A 15,570-nucleotide genomic window follows, 5' to 3' on the forward strand; every position below is an offset into this window, starting at 1 on the left:
ATGGACCTGCGCCTGAACACCGTCATGGCCGCGGAAATCGCCACCGGCCCGGCCACGCGCCGCGTCGTCACCTGGGACGTGCGTCCGCAGGGCTACTGCAGCGAACACGAGCACGCCACGCGCGCCAACGTTGCGCAGCGCCTGGCGGCGCTCCAGGGCTGGGCGTTCGCGGGCGCCTACGACGCCAGCCAACCGGGGCCGGACCCGCTCTACTTCGTGCCGAGCGACACGCTCACCGACCCGCACCAGGCGCGCGCCATGGGCATCGCCGGCGTGGACGACCTCTTCGGCGGCGTGGTGCCGCATGCCTTCGTCGCCACCAAGGCGATCAGCCACCCGCTCGTCGGCCCCGACGCCGTGCGGCCCTTGGGGTGGTCGGCCCGGATCGCGGTGGAGATCGGCGATGCCGCCTTGCCCGGCTTCACCTGCTTCAGCCTGGACGAGGCGCGCGTTGCGGGGAGGGCGCTGCTCGACATCGGCCGCGTGCGCCTGAAGCCCGTGACGGCGACCGGCGGGCGCGGCCAGCAGGTGGTCGACGGCATCGATGCGCTCGAGCGCTGTCTCGATGCGATGGACGACCGCGCGATCGCCACCGAAGGCCTCGTGCTCGAAACCAACCTGGAACAACCCCAGACCTACAGCGTCGGGCAGCTGATCGTGGCGCAGCGCCTCGTCAGCTACTGCGGCGAGCAGCGCCTCACGCGCGACAACGTCGGGCAGGAGGTCTATGGCGGCTCCGACCTGCTGCTGGTGCGCGGCGACTTCGACGCGCTGCTGGCCCGCGTCGATCCGCCGCCGCCGCTGCGCCGCGCGATCGAGCAGGCGCGGCGCTACCACCGCGCGGTGATCGACTGCTACCCCGACTTCTTCGTCTCGCGCGTGAACTACGACGTGGCGCAAGGGCTCGACGGCCGGGGCGACTGGCGCTCGGGCGTGCTGGAGCAATCGTGGCGCGTCGGTGGCGCCACGGGCGCGGAGATCGCGGCGCTCGAAGCCTTCCACCAGGACCCGGCGTGCCAGCGCGTGCATGCGTCCTGCTTCGAGGTGTACGGCGAGGCCGCCCGCGTGCCCGCCGGCGCCATCGTGGCCTACCAAGGCAACGACCCCGAGACCGGGCCGCTGTGCAAATACACGGTGATCGAAACCACCGCCACCCCGCATGCCGACACGCCATAGTTCCATCGACATTCCCGTGGACGGCCATCACATCGAGGGCACGTTGTTCGCCGCGTCCAGCATGGTGCCGGGCGTGCTGCTGGTGCACGGGTGGGACGGCAGCCAGGAGCAGTACCTCAAGCGCGCGCAGGAGATCGCCGTACTCGGCTGCGTCTGCCTGACCTTCGACCTGCGCGGCCATGCGCGCCATGAAGGGCTGCGCCAGCAGGTGACGCGCGAAGACAACCTGCGCGACGTGCTCGCCGCCTACGACGCGCTGGTGGGCCACCCGACCGTCGACCCCGCGGCCGTCGCCATCGTCGGCAGCAGCTACGGCGGCTACCTGGCCGCGCTCGTCAGTGCGATGCGGCCCGTGCGCTGGCTCGCGCTGCGCGCGCCCGCGCTGTACCGCGACGGCGAGTGGGACACGCCCAAGGGCCTGCTGAGCCGCTCCGACCTCGTGGCCTACCGCCGCACGCTCGTCGGGCCCGACGACAACCGCGCGCTCGCGGCCTGCGCGGCCTTCACCGGCGACGTGCTCATCGTCGAATCGGAAGACGACCAGACCGTGCCGCACCCCGTCATCGAGAACTACCTCGCGGCCTTCAAGCGCGTGCGCTCGGCGACCTACCGCACCTTGTCCGGCGCGGACCACGCGCTGTCGCGCCTGGAATCGCGCCAGGCCTATGGCGCGCTGCTCGTGTCGTGGATCACCGAGATGACGCTGGGCGCCAAGGCGACGTCGACGCTCACCAGGCCGGTGACGAGCGGCTCGGCCTGAGGCACGCGCCGAGGCTGTAGGCCGCTTCCTTCCCGAACATGCGCGCCAGTCCATCACCACGCGTCGCGTCGCGCGCGCCGAATCCTGACCCCATGGTGACGGAGACAAAGAGATGGACTTCGAAGGCATCTACTGCTTCGATACGGCCACGGTGCGTTTCGCCGTGTACCCCGACGGTCCCGACGGCGCGCGCGTGCTGGCGCAGATTTCGCAAGACGTGCTGCACGATGCGCTCGGCGCGAAGGAAATCGGCGAGCACACGCTGCATGCCTGCAAACGGCATTTCGACGTGATCTCGGCGGCGGCGGTGGCGCGCTTCCGGGCCGATCCGCGCGGGCCCATCGTGCTGGCCTGCGGCGATTTCGCACGGATGCATGCACCGCGCTGAGACGCGGGTGGCGAGGCGCTGTCGGGCGAAAGTTCTCGCGCGGCGATTGCACGGTGCGACCTGTCGATTTGGTTACAAAAGCAACCCATCTGGGCTGCATTTTCGGGGGCGCAACGACCTAGACTGCGCCTCGTTTCCTCAGGAGCCTTCCCATGCCCATGGACTTTCTGGAGCGCATCGAAGACGCGTCGTTCCCGATGGCGGTCCGCGACGAAGCCGACATCCACTGCGCGACAATGCTGGTCGCCGCGCACCTCATCGAAGCCGTGCTGCCACCGGCCGCCAGCGGCACGGGCCCGCGCGTCGCCGTCGTCCTGCTCATCACGCCGCAAGGGCGCGCGGCGCTGCGGCTGCGAAGGGATGCGCTGCAGACCTGAGCGTGTGCGGTGTGCGAGTCAACTGACGTGAGAGTCAGCGCCAGTTGCGGGTCGCGTTCAATGGCAGGACGGTAGCTTCCCAACGGGTGCCTTCGGGCCGACGAATTCGATTCGTCATCACCTGCTCCACAGGTGAACTCATCTCACCGTCGAAACCTCCCCAATCTCGACCACTTTGGGGGCCAGCATCAGGTCTCGACGAAAGCAGCGTCAAGGTCTTCATCGTCTTCACGCCCGGACGATTCAAACCTTACTTTCCGCCGATCTTGACCCTCTTCCTTCAGGACTCGCATTCGAGCCGCAAATGTGGAAAATTGAATTCACTTCGGGTGGTGCAGCGATGGCACCTCCAGCGGCGCTAGCTCGGGAGAGGTGTGCGTTGCCACCTCAAAAACTTTGCCCCACGGTCGGAAATCCGGCGCCCTCCATGTCTCGTTCTCAGCCATCATTCTGCCAAGCGCACCGGAATCAGGGTGCTGTTGAATCGCGGCGATAACTACCGGGTCATGAAACTCCGCATCGCTCCACAAGTAGCTTAGCAGGACGCGCTTTTCATCGTGGCGCTGCAAGAATGGCGTAATAAGTCCCCCTCGCGTCCCGGCTTCCGATGCCAGTCGAGCCATCAGAATAGGAATGTGAGCGGCCGGAAAGAATTTGCGCACGTAGTCGTAGCACCGCCGTCGAACCCGTTCATCCAGAACCAACGCAACGCCTTTCGCTATTCGCTCCCATACCGGGTGATCGTTATAAGTTTCGCCAGCCCAATAACGCCGCACCCACTGGAGATCAGAAATCAGTATGCGGCCGTCTTCCCCGACTGGGGCAAACGTAATCCAATTGGCGTCTACTTCTGTGAAGGCCTCTTGGTAGCGGAGTTCTAACTCAAGCAGATTTTCCTGCTGGAAGTACGGTGGCCATTCGCTGTCGCCGATTCTCGCCTCGGCCTCACCGCGCGATCGAAAGAAAAACATGCCCCGCATCCGCGAGACCTGATGAGAAAAGAAGTTCTGGCGGATCGTTTCGATGAGGAGCTCATTGAATACCCTGGCGTTGTTCAGCGCTTCAACGATACCTGCCTGCATGAACGAGATGAAACCAGAGACAGGGGGCTCGGCGGCATAGTCGGCCGAAACAAGCATTCCGCGCATTACGGCCCAAGCCACAGCTGGGTGTTCAAGGTCGAGAAAGCAATATACGCGGGTCGACTGCTTCAGCTCTGCAAATGGTAAGTGTTGCACTTGCCTGCCTTTCTAGGCCTCCGCCTGTACCGACGTTCGATCTAACCGATTCTGACTGACACTCGCGGCTCTTCTCTGCCCAAAATGGCGGCACTGCAACGCAAGCATTCTCGAACTTTCCCTTTCTCTCTTGAGCATTGGGGCAGGACGTCTTTACGAATGGCGATGGAATCGCGATCTGCTCATCCGGTCGTGGGAAGCGAATGATTGAGAGGGCAGCAGTTGGATCAGGTTCGTCGCTCCAGAAATTTCACATCCGTGAACCACGGCTGACTGGACAGCGGATATTTTTCTAGTACCCGGTCGTACTTGAATCCCGACGTTGCTCCGCAAAGGTGCGTAGCAATCGCTCTCGACCCCTCGACTGCCGAAAACAGTGCTGACCGCGCCATCTCGAGAGTCGCCAGTGCCGACTCCTTATGCATAGTTGAGTTTCTTCGATCCTGTAACCGCTTGATGGAAGCGAAAGGCTGCGCGGTTGTATCGAACGGAAGGAAGCCAAGCCTGGCGGGCCATGCACTGAATGCCTCTTCAAATGAGGCCCGAGGGAACTTCTTTTCGATAGTCGGGAACTTCCCAGGACTTGCTTCCAGGATCTCTTGAATGCAGCGAAACAGCATGATCTCGACCAGGCGATGGGAGGCGATCAAGACTAGTTGTGAAAGTGGCCCATGACGAGGCTGAGCTTCCCACTGTCTTTCCGGGAGTTCATCTTGAGCAAGCCACCGTGCCCCGACATACGCTTCAGACCAAGCATCAAGGCTTAGCCAACCAACTGATACGGAAACGGAAAGGTGGACCATATAGGCCACAACATACCGCATCTAAGGCGTCAGGGTTGACCATCGAACCCAGCGGTCTGAAAACTCTGCGCCATCTCGACTTGGAAAGCACGTTGCCGCCCTGATTAAAAGGCTGGCCGTCGCTTCTCACGTCCCATCAGGAGCTTTGAGAGAAGCGTTGTGTGGAGAGTGATCTCGGTGCGTTGAGCAACAATCATGCGCTGGTTCATTGGAGAAAATAATGCAGTACGAAGTTGACCCAGTCGTGTACCAGAAGGTGGACGATATTCGAAGCAGCACGCCGAAACGAGGGATCACCGAGGTTATCGAGCGCGAAGGCGTTCGCGATGCGAAAGAAAAAGCCTCGGACTGGGCTTGGGCCCTCAGCGCTGGGGGCTACCTCTTTTCAATCTGGTGCGAGGGTATTCGAGTGCATCCTGGCACGGGACGCTGGTACTTTGAAGATACTTTGGACACCGAGCATCGTCGAAACGGCATGGCGCTTGGCCCGTTGCAAGTTCCTCGCGCGAAGTTTCGAGTGGAATGCATTCGAGAGCTGTTCCGAAGCCAAGAGGATTTTGCTGCCGTTCTCCAAGTTAACAGAATTCCCGAAGAAGAAATCTTACGAGGTGCTGACTCAGAGGTTGAATTTCGTGTGAAGGACGACATGCGTTGGCATGTGGCCGTCTTGGACGAAGCGCTCCAACGTGCAATCCTCGTGCGCGGGCCGAGAGGATGGACTCCCGATGCACACTCGGAGGACCCGTCATCAATCACGCAAAGTCCATCAGAAGACGATCAGGCCAAGCTTGCTTTTCCCGACCAAGCGCACCGTGATCTTGTGGAAGCTGCAGCCGTTCGAGCCGCTACGATGGAGTACACAAGGAGAGGTTTACGGGTAATCGATGTCAGTTCAGAGAATCGCGGATACGACCTCGAGGTATCTGACAGGACGGGTCGAGCCGTCTATCACGTCGAAGTCAAGGGAACATCGTTGGCAACCGAAGGCTTCTTCCTGACCCGTAACGAGCGTCGTCGCTCAAGAGAGCTCAGCACATGGAAGCTTGCCGTCGTTACTTCGGCATTAACTGAGCCATCACTTCAGATCTACTCGGCCGCTGATATGGAGGCGATTTTTCGCTTTGACACTCTGGTTTGGAGATGTGACTTAATTTGAATACGCAGAAAAACTTGTTCGCATCATTCGCCGATGTACAGCAACGCGTGGATTTTATTGTCAGCAAGGCGGGCTCTTCCGTAGAGCCCCATGGATCGCCAAGCTTGCCGTAGAAGCAGTCTTCACAATCTCAAGCAGATGTTCATCGCTGGTCTCATTGGAGGCAGATGTCAGGGACTTTATCGAACACTGCTTCGACTTGGCGCTTTCACGCATATTCCGGAGCGCCAGGGTTTCCAAGCATGAGAATGTTCGAGGCCATTGCTCCGCAAGCTGGATGCGACGCTCGCTCTAACTGGACGGCGAGGTTGTTCGCACAGGCTGCAACTTGATCTGTCACTGTGGGTATGACCGTCGGGAGACGCGCTAGAATCCGCGCCTGCTGCGGGTGTAGTTCAATGGTAGAACGGCAGCTTCCCAAGCTTCATACGAGGGTTCGATTCCCTTCACCCGCTCCAGCCCCCATTCCTCGGCGCCCGGCAGCCTCTCAACCGATGCCGTGCTGCCGCAGCACCTCGGCCTCATCGCCGGTGATCCAGCCGAACACCTTCGCGGTGCCGCCCTCAAGCCGCACCAGATAGACATTGGTGAAGTCGATCACCTTCTGCGCGCCCTCGACCTTGTAGATCGCTCTCCACGCCACGCGGGCGAGCCCGTGCAATTCGTCGATGGCCGAGATGTCCAGGTTGCGCACGGTCATCCGTTGCACGCCGGTGTCGCGGTAATGCTTGAACCCCTTCGCGGACACGCGCCTGAGTTCTTCATCGTTCTTGCCCGTGAAGACGCCGGCGGGCGAGGCGGCAATGAAGCACGCGGCGTACAGCGCCGCTACGGCCTCGAGGTCGGCTTCGCCGGTCAGTCCCGCATTGAATTCCCGCTCATAGCGGTCGAACAACGCGCGCGTCGCGGATTGGATCGGGTGGGCTTCGGCTCCGTTGAGCATGATGGCGGGCACTCCTTGTCGATGGCGTTTCCGACCGGATGCCCGTCATGCCATGCCCGTATCAAGGTCGAATTTCGGTGACCTTCGCACCCTGCACCGACGCACCAGCCTCCAGGCCCACATTGGTCATAACGAAGGCGACCACGGGCTGCCGGAAGGTGCTGCTGTCGACGACGCCGTTGGCACCGTAGCGTGCCAGTGCCACCGTCGCGTCGACGCCCACCGTCCAGCCCCGGCTCTGGCGGAATTTGTCCAGCGCCTCCCTGGAGGTGAACACGTAGAACACGGCCTTCGACTGCGCACCGGCCTGGAAGCCGATGGAGCCGGCGGTCGTGCTGTAGTAGCTCTGCGTGCGGCCGCCGCTGCGCAGGGCACCGCGACCATAGTCGGCGCCGATGCCGAAGCTTCCGCCCACCACGGACGGGAACACCAGCACGCCCTGCGCGCCCGCGACGAGCGCGCGCGAACCGGCGACGGTGTCATAGAGGCGGGCCAGCGACGCGTCGACCTGGGCGTCGATGGCCGATGCCGACGACGCCGGGATGTCGTTCGCTGCGCCGCTGGGGCGGGTGACCGTGCAACCGGTCACGGCGAGGCTCGCCGCGATGGCGGCGGCTGCGAGCAGGTGGAAAGGTGCGACGTGCATGGCAAGTCCTCCAGGAAGAAAGGGAAGGGACAGTGAATCGGGGTGAAGGACCTCGCCTGGTCAGACCTTCTCAGGCCTTGACAGGTTGCGAGATGCCGCACAGCGCCTCGGCGGCCGGCTTGACCTTGGGCTCCTTCACCGCGACATCGGCCAGCGCCAGGATGCCCACCAGCCGCTTGTCGCGGTTGACGATGGGCAGGCGCCGGATCTGGTGCTCGGCCATGAGCTGCGCCGCATGATCGACCGCGTCGTCCTCGTAGGCCCAGCGGATGCCGTCCGACATGACGTCGCGCACCTTGGCGTTGCCGTCGTGTCCCTCGGCGATGCCGCGCACGGCAATGTCGCGGTCCGAGATCGCGCCGATCATGCGGTCGTTCTCGCCCACCGGCATCATCCCGAAGTCGCCGTCGCGCATGCGCCTGGCGGCCTCCGCGAGGGTGGCGTCGGGACTGATGACCTCGACATCGCGGGTCATCACAGCGTTGACTTTTCGCATCTGGAATCCTTTGAAGAAAAAGTAAGTTGGGCGGCCGTGGTTCATGGCGGGAAAAGGGGTGCGCACGGCACTGATCCGGCGCAGCTACAGGTCTAGTCTTCTGCGCGGCCCAAGGTGTAGGACAACCGCCGAAAAGCCGGTGGTGCAAAGGAAGAACGCGCGCATGCCGCAGCCTGGGCGTGTCCCCATGTCGCGAAGGGCGTGGGCTCACCGGGGTTGATGACCGTCGCTGATGCGTGCCCGCCACAGCGCCCCCGCGGCGGCTGTGACCAATCGCGGCAATATCGTTACGGCCTGTTGAACCCGACGCCGAAGCCGCGTTCTCGACGCCGCGCGCGCAGCGGGCCGCTTCATCGGACCTTGCCCCGTGCGATGCCCGTGGACCTTCGAGACAAACGCGATCACGCGCTGTTCCGCGCGTGCCGACACGCCCAGCCCGTGTCAACCCCCACCGCCGCAACACCTATGTAGGACTTCGCCCGGTCCGCGGCCGAAAAGTAGATGTGAAGTTCGCACATCTTGTTTCTCCCGGAAGCAGGGTCGGCCGCGCTTTGGGCGTACCTTTATTGCACCGCAGCACGACAAATCGAGGCGCGGACCGAGGGGTCGGGAGGTTGATTCGAGTCTCTTTCTTCACCAGACGGCATGCCGTTCGCCGGCATGCCGTCGATGTTTCCAAGAGGTGGTTATGCGAGTGTCCAGACCCATTCCTTTTCCGTCGGAACCGGGCCGACCGCGCGCCCCGGGTGCCGGACGTGCCCGGCGCCAGCGGGGCGCCTTCGTTCCGAAGCTGGCGGCCTATGCGCTGCTGGCCTTCGTGCTGTGGCTGATGGTCGCCACGCTGGTCGAGCCACTCCTGTCCTCGCAGGCCACGCGGGCCGTGCTGCAGGCGCCGGTCGGCATCGTCACCTCGCCGATCAACGGCGTGGTGACGCAGATGGCGGTGCGCACGCGCGATGCGGTGGCGCCCGGCACGCTGGTGGCCACGGTGCGCAACCCGACCGTCAGCCAGGAGATCCTCACCACGCTGACCACGCAGCGCCTGGCCCTGCAGAGCCAGCTGTCGCAGCTGGGCAACCAGTACAAGTCCGACAGCCAGGAGATGCGCTCCATCGGCCAGCAGGCGCAGGTGACCCGCCAGGCCTCGCTGGCGCAGACCTGGGACGCCTGGGAGATCGCACAGCGCCAGCGCGACGTGGCGCACAGCGTGGTGGCCGAGCAGGAGAACAAGGTGCGCACCAACGAAGCGCTGCTGAAAGAAGGCGCCATCAGCGAACAGGTGATGAACGCGTCCGAGGCCCAGCTGAGCACCGCGCGTGCCAATGCGGCGGTGGCCGAGCAGGCCTTCGCGGGACAGGCGCAGACGGTGGCGAGCGCGGGGCAGGGCGCCTTCGTGGGCACCAGCGGCAACAGCCTGTTCCAGACGCTCGCGAGCCGGCGCGAAGCGCTGCGCAACAGCAGCGACCGCGCGCGCCAGGACGGCACCGCGATCGTCAAGCAGCTCACGCAGATCACGCAGCTCGAGGACGAAGAGCGCCGCCGCGTCGACAAGCTCGCCGCCTACGAGGTCAAGGCGAGCCAGCCCGGCATGGTGCACACGGTGCTGGCGCCCGAGGGCGCGTATGTCACGGCGGGCTCCTCGCTGGTGCGCGTGACCGACTGCAGCCGGATCGGCGTCGTCGCCGTGTTCCCTGCGCGGCTGGCCAAGCGCCTGAGCGTCGGCTCCAAGCTCGACGTGAAGGTGGCGCAGAACGTCGACGTGCAGGCGCGCGTCGAGCAGCTGCTGCCCGTGGCCTCGGATGCACTGCAGAGCACGTACAGCGTGCCCTTCCCCTTTGCCGAGCAGGGCTCGATCTATGCGGTGGCGCGCATCGAGGCGCCCGAGCCGCCGCCCTCGGAAGACGGCAGCCGCCAGACCCTGTGCGTGCCGGGCAAGGTGGTCTCGGCCAGCCTCGCCAAGGCGTGAGAAAGCATGTCGCGCAGCCCACCGAGAACGCCATGTCGATCCCTTTCTCTTTCCGTGCCGTGGCACGGTGCGCCGCCGCATCGATGGCGCTCGCCGGCATCGCTGCTGCTGCCGCGCCTTCGCCTTCACCCGGCGCCACGCAAAAGGCCCTTGCGCGCGAGAGCTGCGACGGCCTGCGCCGCGCCGTCGCGCACGACCAGGGCGGCGCGACGTCGGGGCCGCTGTTCCTGAGCAGCTACCGCCCGGCGAACGCACAGGGCGAGCCGCCGTTCGAGCCTGCGCTGGCGGGCGCCGGCTTCACCTACGACAACGCGCTGGCCGGCATCGCACTGCTGGCGTGCGGCGAGCGCGCCGCCGCGCGGCGCATCGGCGACGCCGTGGTGCGGGCGGTGGCGCACGACCAGACGATGCCCGACGGGCGCGTGCGCAATGCCTACCGCGCGGGCCCGGTCACCGAGGAAAAGCCCGCGCTGCCCGGCCGCTGGGACGCCGGGCGCAAGCAGTGGATCGCCGACGCCTACCAGGTCAGCACCGCCACCGGCAACGTGGCCTGGGCCGCGCTGCTGCTGCTGAACCTGCACCAGGCCGAACCCACGCCCGCCTACCTGGCGACCGCGCGACGGCTGCTGGCCTGGACCGAACAGAACACGCGCGCCCGGAACGGCCCCGACGGCTACAACGGCGGGCGCCACGGCTGGGACAACGCCCAGCGCGCGCAGACCTGGAAGTCGACCGAGCACAACCTGGACATCGCCGTGGCGGCGGCGTGGGCCGCACGCGCGGTGCGCGCCGACGGCCAGCCCGACGCGGCGGAGCAAAGGCAGGCGCGCACCGCGCTCGACTTCGTGGGCCGCATGTGGAACCCGTCGGAGCAGCGCTTTCACATCGGCACCAAGGAAGATGGCGCCACTGTCTCCACCGAAGGCTCGGGCCTCGATGCGCAGCTGTGGCCTTTGCTCGCGGCGCCCGAGGGCTCCTGTGCCTGGGTGCGCAGCCTCGACTGGGTCGAGAAGCACCACCGCGTCGGCGCGGGCTACGGTTTCTCGCGCGAGCCCGACGGCATCTGGACCGAAGGCAGCGCGCAGGCGGCCGCCACGCTGGTGGCCCGCAAGGGCGCGGCGCCCGAGGCGCTGTGGCAGCTGCTGGCCTCGCAGCGCGCCGGCAACGGCCTGTACTACGCCACGCCGAGCGCGCGCATCGCCACCGGCCTGGCCATCGGCCCCGATTCGACCGGTGCCGATTTCTTCTACTACCGCTGGCCGCACCTGGGCGCGACCGCCTGGATCGCCCTGGCCGCCACGGGTTTCAACCCCTTCACCGGCAAGACCGCCGCATCGGAAGTCCCCTCATGTCCAGCCTGATCGCCACACCGGAATTCCAGCTCAACGCCCTGGTCGGGGGGCTCGCCTTGCTCCTCATGACCTGGGCCAGGGTCGAGCGCATCACCCACCGCGTGCTGTTCGGTGCGCTCACCGCGTTGCTGCTGCTGCGCTACGCCGTCTGGCGCGTGGTCGCCACGATGCCGCCTTCGGACCTGGGCTTCGAAACCCTGTTCGCCTGGGTGTTCCTGGGCTTCGAACTGACGGCCATCGTCTACACGCTGATGTCGATCCACATGCTCATGCGGCGCCGCGACAACCGCGCGCAGGCCGACCGGGGCGAGGCCGCGTTGCGCGAACGCCATGCGCGTGGCGAGGAGGTGCCGGCCGTCGATGTCTTCATCTGCACCTACAACGAAGAGCTGGCCGTGCTCGAGAAGACCATCATCGCCGCGCAGGCCATCGACTACCCGCGGCTGAACGTCTGGGTGCTCGACGACACGCGGCGCGACTGGCTGCGCGCGTACTGCGAGCGCCGCGGCGTGCACTACGCGCGGCGGCCCGACAACCGTCACGCCAAGGCCGGCAACCTCAACAACGGCCTGCGCCTGTCCGCGGGCGTGACCGACGCGCCGTTCATCCTCGTGCTCGACGCCGACTTCGCGCCGCAGCGCCAGATCGTCTACCGCATGCTCGGCCTGTTCGAGGACCGCCGCGTGGGGCTGGTGCAGACGCCGCAGTTCTATTACAACGCCGACCCCATCCAGCACAACCTGCGCGCCACCGACAGCTGGGTCGACGAGCAGCGCGTGTTCTTCGACGTGCTGCAGCCCGCCAAGGACGCGGTCGATTCGGCGTTCTGCGTGGGCACCTCGTTCATCGTGCGGCGCGACGCGATCACCGAGGCCGGCGGGTTCCCGGTGGGCAGCGTGTGCGAAGACATCCACACCACCTACCTGCTGCTGCGCCACGGCCGCATCACGCGCTGGCTGGGCGAGCGGCTGTCCAACGGGCTGTCGGCCGAGAGCATCATCGACTACATCAACCAGCGCAGCCGCTGGTGCCTGGGCACCGTGCAGCTCGCGCTGCTGCCCGACGGGCCCCTGCGCGGCCCGGGCTACAGCCTGTCGGCGCGGATGCACTTCCTGCACGGGCTGCTGCACTGGCTGGGCAAGCCTTTCATGGTGCTGGTGCTGCTGGCGCCGGCGCTGTACTGGTATGCCGGCGTCTCGGCCTTCCATGCCACGCCGCAGGCCTTTGCGGCCTACGGCCTGCCGTCGCTCGTGATGTTCTGGGCCTACAGCTACTGGGTCAGCCAGCGGCGCTGCCTGCCCGTGTTCAGCGAGGTGAGCCAGCTGGTGGCGGCGATGGCCGTGAGCGGCACGCTGGCGCGCGCGATGCTGAAGCCCTTCGGCCATCCGTTCAAGGTGACGGCCAAGGGGCTGGACCGTTCGCGCACGGTGGTGCACTGGAAGCTGGTGGCCGTCTTCGGCGGCCTGCTGGTGGCGCTGCAGGGCGCGGCCGCGATGGCGGCGCTGGGCGGCGAGGCGCTGACGCCGGGCGACCAGCTCAACCTCGTGTGGACCGGCATCGCGCTGGTGCTGTGCCTGAGCGCGCTCATGGCCTGCGTCGACCTGCCGCGCCCGCAGCAGGAAGAGCGCTTTCCCTGGCGCGCGCGGGCACGGGTGCGCACGGCGGCGGGCGAGGGCGAGTCGCGCTTCGTCAACATCGCGGCCGACGGCGCGCTGCTCGAAGGCCGGGGGCCGCTCAAGCGCCTGCGCGTCGGGCAGCCGCTGGAGGTGCATGTCGAGCCGGTCGGCTGGCTGCCGGCCCACCTCGCCGCGCGCGGCAGGGCGGGCGCCGAGCTGAAGTTCGCCGCCACCGAGGCGCAGCGCGAAGACCTCGTGCGCCACGTCTTCAACGTGCCGCCGAGCCACGTGGCCGTGCAGGTGCGGCCCTGGCAGGCGGCGTCGGCATTGTTCGCGAGTGCGGGCATGCGCGCGCCGGGCGCGGGCTTCGCGCGGCTGTCGCTGCGCCTGCTCTTCGCGGTGCTGGCCGTGTGCATCGTGCTCGTGACGACCGGGTGCAACCTCACGCCGCCGCTCAAGGACCCCGACCTGACGGTGCCTTCGCAATGGCCCGCAGGCGCGCCGGCGCCGGGCACGCAGCCCGTGGACTGGCGCAGCTTCGTGCAGGACGAGGAGCTGCGCGGCCTGATCGCCACCGCGCTCGAGCAGAACCGCGACCTGCGCGCCTATGCCGCGAAGGCCCGCGAGGCGCGCGCGAACTATGCGGGCAACCGCGCTTCGCTGTTCCCGGCGCTGGGCCTGTCGGCGCATGCCCAGCGCGCGCAGACCACGCCGCAGGGCTCGCTCAGCCCGGTCGGCAACCTGCCGTCGGACGGGCGCGTGTCCAACAGCTTCGACGTGCAGGCGGGCGTGATGTCGTACGAGCTCGATTTCTTCGGCCGGCAGCAGAGCACCGCGCAACAAAGCGGCGCGCTCGCCGAGGCCGGCGACAAGGACCACGCCGCCGCGCGCATGAACCTGGTGGGCGAGGTGTCGAACGCCTACCTCACGCTGCGCGCCGACCGCGCCCTGCTCGCGCTGGCCGAGTCCAACGAGGCCGCGCTGAACGCCAATGCCGACACGATCGGCCGCGCCCGTGCGGTCGGCGGCGCCGCGCAACTCGATGTGTACCGGGTGCAGTCACTGCTGCAGACCGCGCGCGTGCGGCAGGAGGAATACCGCATGCGTGTCGCGCAGGACCTGCAGTGGCTCAACGTGCTGGTCGGGCGCCCCGTGCCGCCCGAGACGGGCAGCGCGCGGCCCTGGCCCGAGCGCTCCACCGCGCAGGTCGCGGCCGGGTTGCCTTCGAGCCTGCTGCAGCGCCGGCCCGACCTGCTCGCGGCCTACGCGCGCGTCGAGGCCGCCAACGCCGGCGTGGGCGCGGCCAAGGCCGCGATGCTGCCGACCATCTCGCTCACGGCGCTGGCCGGAGGTGTGAGCAAGGAACTGTCGACCTTGCTCAACAGCGGCAACAGCAGCTGGGCCGGCGTGCTGGGCGTGTCGCTGCCGATCTTCGACTGGGGCCGTCGGTCGGCCAACGTGAGCTCCAGCGAAGAGCGGCTGGCCGCCGCGATGGCCGGCTACGAATCGGCGGCGCAGGTCGCCTTTCGCGAGGTGGCCCACGCGCTGATCGCCAGCGACCACCTGCAGCCGCAGCTGGAGGCGCAACAGGCGCGCGTGCAGGTGCTCGAGAAGGTGGCGGGCATTTCGCGCACGCGTTTTCGCAGCGGCATGGAAGACTACTTCTCCAGCCAGGATGCGCAGCGCGAGCTCTACACCGGGCAGCAACAGCTGATCGAACTGCAGCTCAAGGCGGCGGTGAACACCGTGAACCTGTACAAGGCCCTGGGCGGAGGCTGGGGCAGCGCGTAGCGCTGGGGTCGGCGAGGGCCGACACGGTCGCGTGCGTGCGACCGGCGATTCAGTTCACTGCACCTCGTCGCACCACACCCTGAACCCATCCAGTTCGTTGGGCCCGAAGGTGTTGGACAGCGCCACGTCGCTGGCGTCGCGCCCTTGCGCGATCAGCACGCGGCCGATGCGGGGCACGTTGTTGCGCGCGTCGAAGGTGTACCAGCGGTCGCCCAGGAAGGCCTCGAACCAGCCCGCGAAGTCCATCGTGCCGTGCGGCGGCGGGGTGCCGACATCGCCGAGGTAGCCGCTGCAATAGCGGGCCGGAATGTTCAGGCAGCGGCACAGCGTGATGGCCAGGTGCGCGTAGTCGCGGCACACGCCTTGCCCTTCCTTGAAGGCTTCGAACGCCGAGCGGGTGCGCCGCGCATGCGGGTAGCCGAACTCGATGTGCTGGTGCACGAAGTCGCACACCGCCTGCACGCGGCCCCAGCCGGTCGGGCCGTTGCCGAAGCGCTGCCAGGCGAAGTCGGACAGCAGGTCGGTTTCGCAATACCGGCTGCCCAGCAGGTAGAGCAGGGTGGATTCGGGCAGGTACTCCACCGGCACCTGCGGCGCCGAGGGCACGACGATGTCGGGCGCGCCGCTGTCGTGGACCACGGTGTCCGTGCTCAGCACGAAGCGGCCCGCGGGGGCGACCAGGCGTGTGCACCAGTTCCCGAACAGGTCACGGTACGCGGTGGTGGGAACGGCCGGTTTCGTGAGCAGATGGTCCGGGCGCAGCAGGTCCGAGGCGCGCGAGTAGTGAATGCTGAGGGCCAGGATCATCGGCGTCGGCCGGGGAAACTGGTAGGCGATCTCGAAACCGAGCTGGATGTTCATC

At 66.7% G+C, this 15,570-nt stretch carries 14 protein-coding genes and 1 tRNA gene; 9 read left to right on the forward strand and 6 right to left on the reverse strand.

Features of this window, described 5'->3' with window-relative positions:
* From AC1RGU_RS07410 to AC1RGU_RS07425, 4 genes are all read left to right on the forward strand, one after another.
* A complete protein-coding gene (locus AC1RGU_RS07410) occupies nt 1–1,176 on the forward strand; it encodes a DUF3182 family protein (RefSeq protein ID WP_492695728.1) in 1,176 nt (391 codons plus the stop codon).
* A complete protein-coding gene (locus AC1RGU_RS07415; protein WP_492695730.1) occupies nt 1,160–1,936 on the forward strand; it encodes an alpha/beta hydrolase family protein in 777 nt (258 codons plus the stop codon). Before AC1RGU_RS07410 ends, AC1RGU_RS07415 begins: the two co-directional genes overlap by 17 nt.
* 112 nt (nt 1,937–2,048) lie before the next feature.
* Nucleotides 2,049–2,324, forward strand: coding sequence for a hypothetical protein (locus AC1RGU_RS07420; RefSeq protein ID WP_492695732.1), 276 nt, complete (start codon nt 2,049–2,051; stop codon nt 2,322–2,324).
* Nucleotides 2,325–2,476: 152 nt separating this feature from the next.
* The gene (locus AC1RGU_RS07425; protein WP_062472399.1) at nt 2,477–2,701 is read left to right on the forward strand and encodes a hypothetical protein; all 225 of its coding nucleotides are present in this window, start codon (nt 2,477–2,479) and stop codon (nt 2,699–2,701) included.
* Nucleotides 2,702–3,021: 320 nt separating this feature from the next.
* On the opposite strand, the gene AC1RGU_RS07430 is transcribed toward AC1RGU_RS07425, so the two are convergent.
* Together AC1RGU_RS07430 and AC1RGU_RS07435 are read right to left on the reverse strand one after the other, a co-directional pair.
* Nucleotides 3,022–3,939: a DUF2441 domain-containing protein gene (locus tag AC1RGU_RS07430; RefSeq protein WP_492695734.1), complete on the reverse strand. Its 918-nt coding sequence runs from the start codon at nt 3,937–3,939 to the stop codon at nt 3,022–3,024.
* Nucleotides 3,940–4,166: 227 nt separating this feature from the next.
* Nucleotides 4,167–4,589 (reverse strand): hypothetical protein, encoded by a 423-nt coding sequence (locus AC1RGU_RS07435; RefSeq protein WP_492695736.1) that lies wholly within the window; start codon nt 4,587–4,589, stop codon nt 4,167–4,169.
* Nucleotides 4,590–4,962: 373 nt separating this feature from the next.
* Here AC1RGU_RS07435 and AC1RGU_RS07440 point away from each other — a divergent pair, with 373 nt between their 5' ends.
* Both AC1RGU_RS07440 and AC1RGU_RS07445 read left to right on the forward strand, forming a co-directional pair.
* Nucleotides 4,963–5,898 carry a protein NO VEIN domain-containing protein gene (locus AC1RGU_RS07440; protein WP_492695738.1) on the forward strand — a complete coding sequence of 312 codons (936 nt, stop codon included), beginning with the start codon at nt 4,963–4,965 and terminating at the stop codon, nt 5,896–5,898.
* A gap of 384 nt (nt 5,899–6,282) precedes the next feature.
* Nucleotides 6,283–6,356, forward strand: a tRNA-Gly gene (locus tag AC1RGU_RS07445).
* A 29-nt stretch (nt 6,357–6,385) separates the two neighbouring features.
* On the opposite strand, the gene AC1RGU_RS07450 is transcribed toward AC1RGU_RS07445, so the two are convergent.
* From AC1RGU_RS07450 to AC1RGU_RS07460, 3 genes are all read right to left on the reverse strand, one after another.
* Nucleotides 6,386–6,841, reverse strand: a complete 456-nt coding sequence (locus tag AC1RGU_RS07450) for a DUF6841 family protein (protein ID WP_492695739.1) — start codon at nt 6,839–6,841, stop codon at nt 6,386–6,388.
* A gap of 61 nt (nt 6,842–6,902) precedes the next feature.
* On the reverse strand, nt 6,903–7,487 hold the full coding sequence (locus AC1RGU_RS07455; protein WP_095744962.1) for a BPSL1445 family SYLF domain-containing lipoprotein: 585 nt from the start codon (nt 7,485–7,487) through the stop codon (nt 6,903–6,905).
* Nucleotides 7,488–7,557: 70 nt separating this feature from the next.
* Nucleotides 7,558–7,983 (reverse strand): CBS domain-containing protein, encoded by a 426-nt coding sequence (locus AC1RGU_RS07460; RefSeq protein ID WP_492695741.1) that lies wholly within the window; start codon nt 7,981–7,983, stop codon nt 7,558–7,560.
* A gap of 688 nt (nt 7,984–8,671) precedes the next feature.
* Between AC1RGU_RS07460 and AC1RGU_RS07465 the strand changes: the two genes are divergently transcribed.
* From AC1RGU_RS07465 to AC1RGU_RS07475, 3 genes are read left to right on the forward strand one after another with little or no spacing between them, the layout of a single operon-like run.
* Nucleotides 8,672–9,949 carry an HlyD family secretion protein gene (locus tag AC1RGU_RS07465; protein ID WP_492695743.1) on the forward strand — a complete coding sequence of 426 codons (1,278 nt, stop codon included), beginning with the start codon at nt 8,672–8,674 and terminating at the stop codon, nt 9,947–9,949.
* A gap of 32 nt (nt 9,950–9,981) precedes the next feature.
* Nucleotides 9,982–11,310, forward strand: a complete 1,329-nt coding sequence (locus tag AC1RGU_RS07470; protein WP_492695745.1) for a hypothetical protein — start codon at nt 9,982–9,984, stop codon at nt 11,308–11,310.
* Nucleotides 11,298–14,708 (forward strand): efflux transporter outer membrane subunit, encoded by a 3,411-nt coding sequence (locus AC1RGU_RS07475; RefSeq protein WP_492695747.1) that lies wholly within the window; start codon nt 11,298–11,300, stop codon nt 14,706–14,708. Before AC1RGU_RS07470 ends, AC1RGU_RS07475 begins: the two co-directional genes overlap by 13 nt.
* Nucleotides 14,709–14,762: 54 nt before the next feature.
* Here AC1RGU_RS07475 and AC1RGU_RS07480 read toward each other — a convergent pair whose 3' ends face one another.
* Nucleotides 14,763–15,569 (reverse strand): transglutaminase-like domain-containing protein, encoded by an 807-nt coding sequence (locus AC1RGU_RS07480; RefSeq protein WP_070060310.1) that lies wholly within the window; start codon nt 15,567–15,569, stop codon nt 14,763–14,765.
* Between the last annotated feature and the right edge of the window lies 1 nt (nt 15,570).

The organism is Variovorax sp. GW823-FHT02B07 (assembly GCF_058797695.1).

What these genes read in the sequence shown, in the direction of transcription:
- AC1RGU_RS07410 (WP_492695728.1), top strand. Translation starts at nt 1, where the DNA reads ATGGACCTGCGCCTGAACACCGTCATGGCCGCGGAAATCGCCACCGGC.
- AC1RGU_RS07415 (WP_492695730.1), top strand. Translation starts at nt 1,160, where the DNA reads ATGCCGACACGCCATAGTTCCATCGACATTCCCGTGGACGGCCATCAC.
- AC1RGU_RS07420 (WP_492695732.1), top strand. Translation starts at nt 2,049, where the DNA reads ATGGACTTCGAAGGCATCTACTGCTTCGATACGGCCACGGTGCGTTTC.
- AC1RGU_RS07425 (WP_062472399.1), top strand. Translation starts at nt 2,477, where the DNA reads ATGCCCATGGACTTTCTGGAGCGCATCGAAGACGCGTCGTTCCCGATG.
- AC1RGU_RS07440 (WP_492695738.1), top strand. Translation starts at nt 4,963, where the DNA reads ATGCAGTACGAAGTTGACCCAGTCGTGTACCAGAAGGTGGACGATATT.
- AC1RGU_RS07450 (WP_492695739.1), bottom strand. Translation starts at nt 6,841, where the DNA reads ATGCTCAACGGAGCCGAAGCCCACCCGATCCAATCCGCGACGCGCGCG.
- AC1RGU_RS07455 (WP_095744962.1), bottom strand. Translation starts at nt 7,487, where the DNA reads ATGCACGTCGCACCTTTCCACCTGCTCGCAGCCGCCGCCATCGCGGCG.
- AC1RGU_RS07460 (WP_492695741.1), bottom strand. Translation starts at nt 7,983, where the DNA reads ATGCGAAAAGTCAACGCTGTGATGACCCGCGATGTCGAGGTCATCAGT.
- AC1RGU_RS07465 (WP_492695743.1), top strand. Translation starts at nt 8,672, where the DNA reads ATGCGAGTGTCCAGACCCATTCCTTTTCCGTCGGAACCGGGCCGACCG.
- AC1RGU_RS07470 (WP_492695745.1), top strand. Translation starts at nt 9,982, where the DNA reads ATGTCGATCCCTTTCTCTTTCCGTGCCGTGGCACGGTGCGCCGCCGCA.
- AC1RGU_RS07475 (WP_492695747.1), top strand. Translation starts at nt 11,298, where the DNA reads ATGTCCAGCCTGATCGCCACACCGGAATTCCAGCTCAACGCCCTGGTC.
- AC1RGU_RS07480 (WP_070060310.1), bottom strand. Translation starts at nt 15,569, where the DNA reads ATGAACATCCAGCTCGGTTTCGAGATCGCCTACCAGTTTCCCCGGCCG.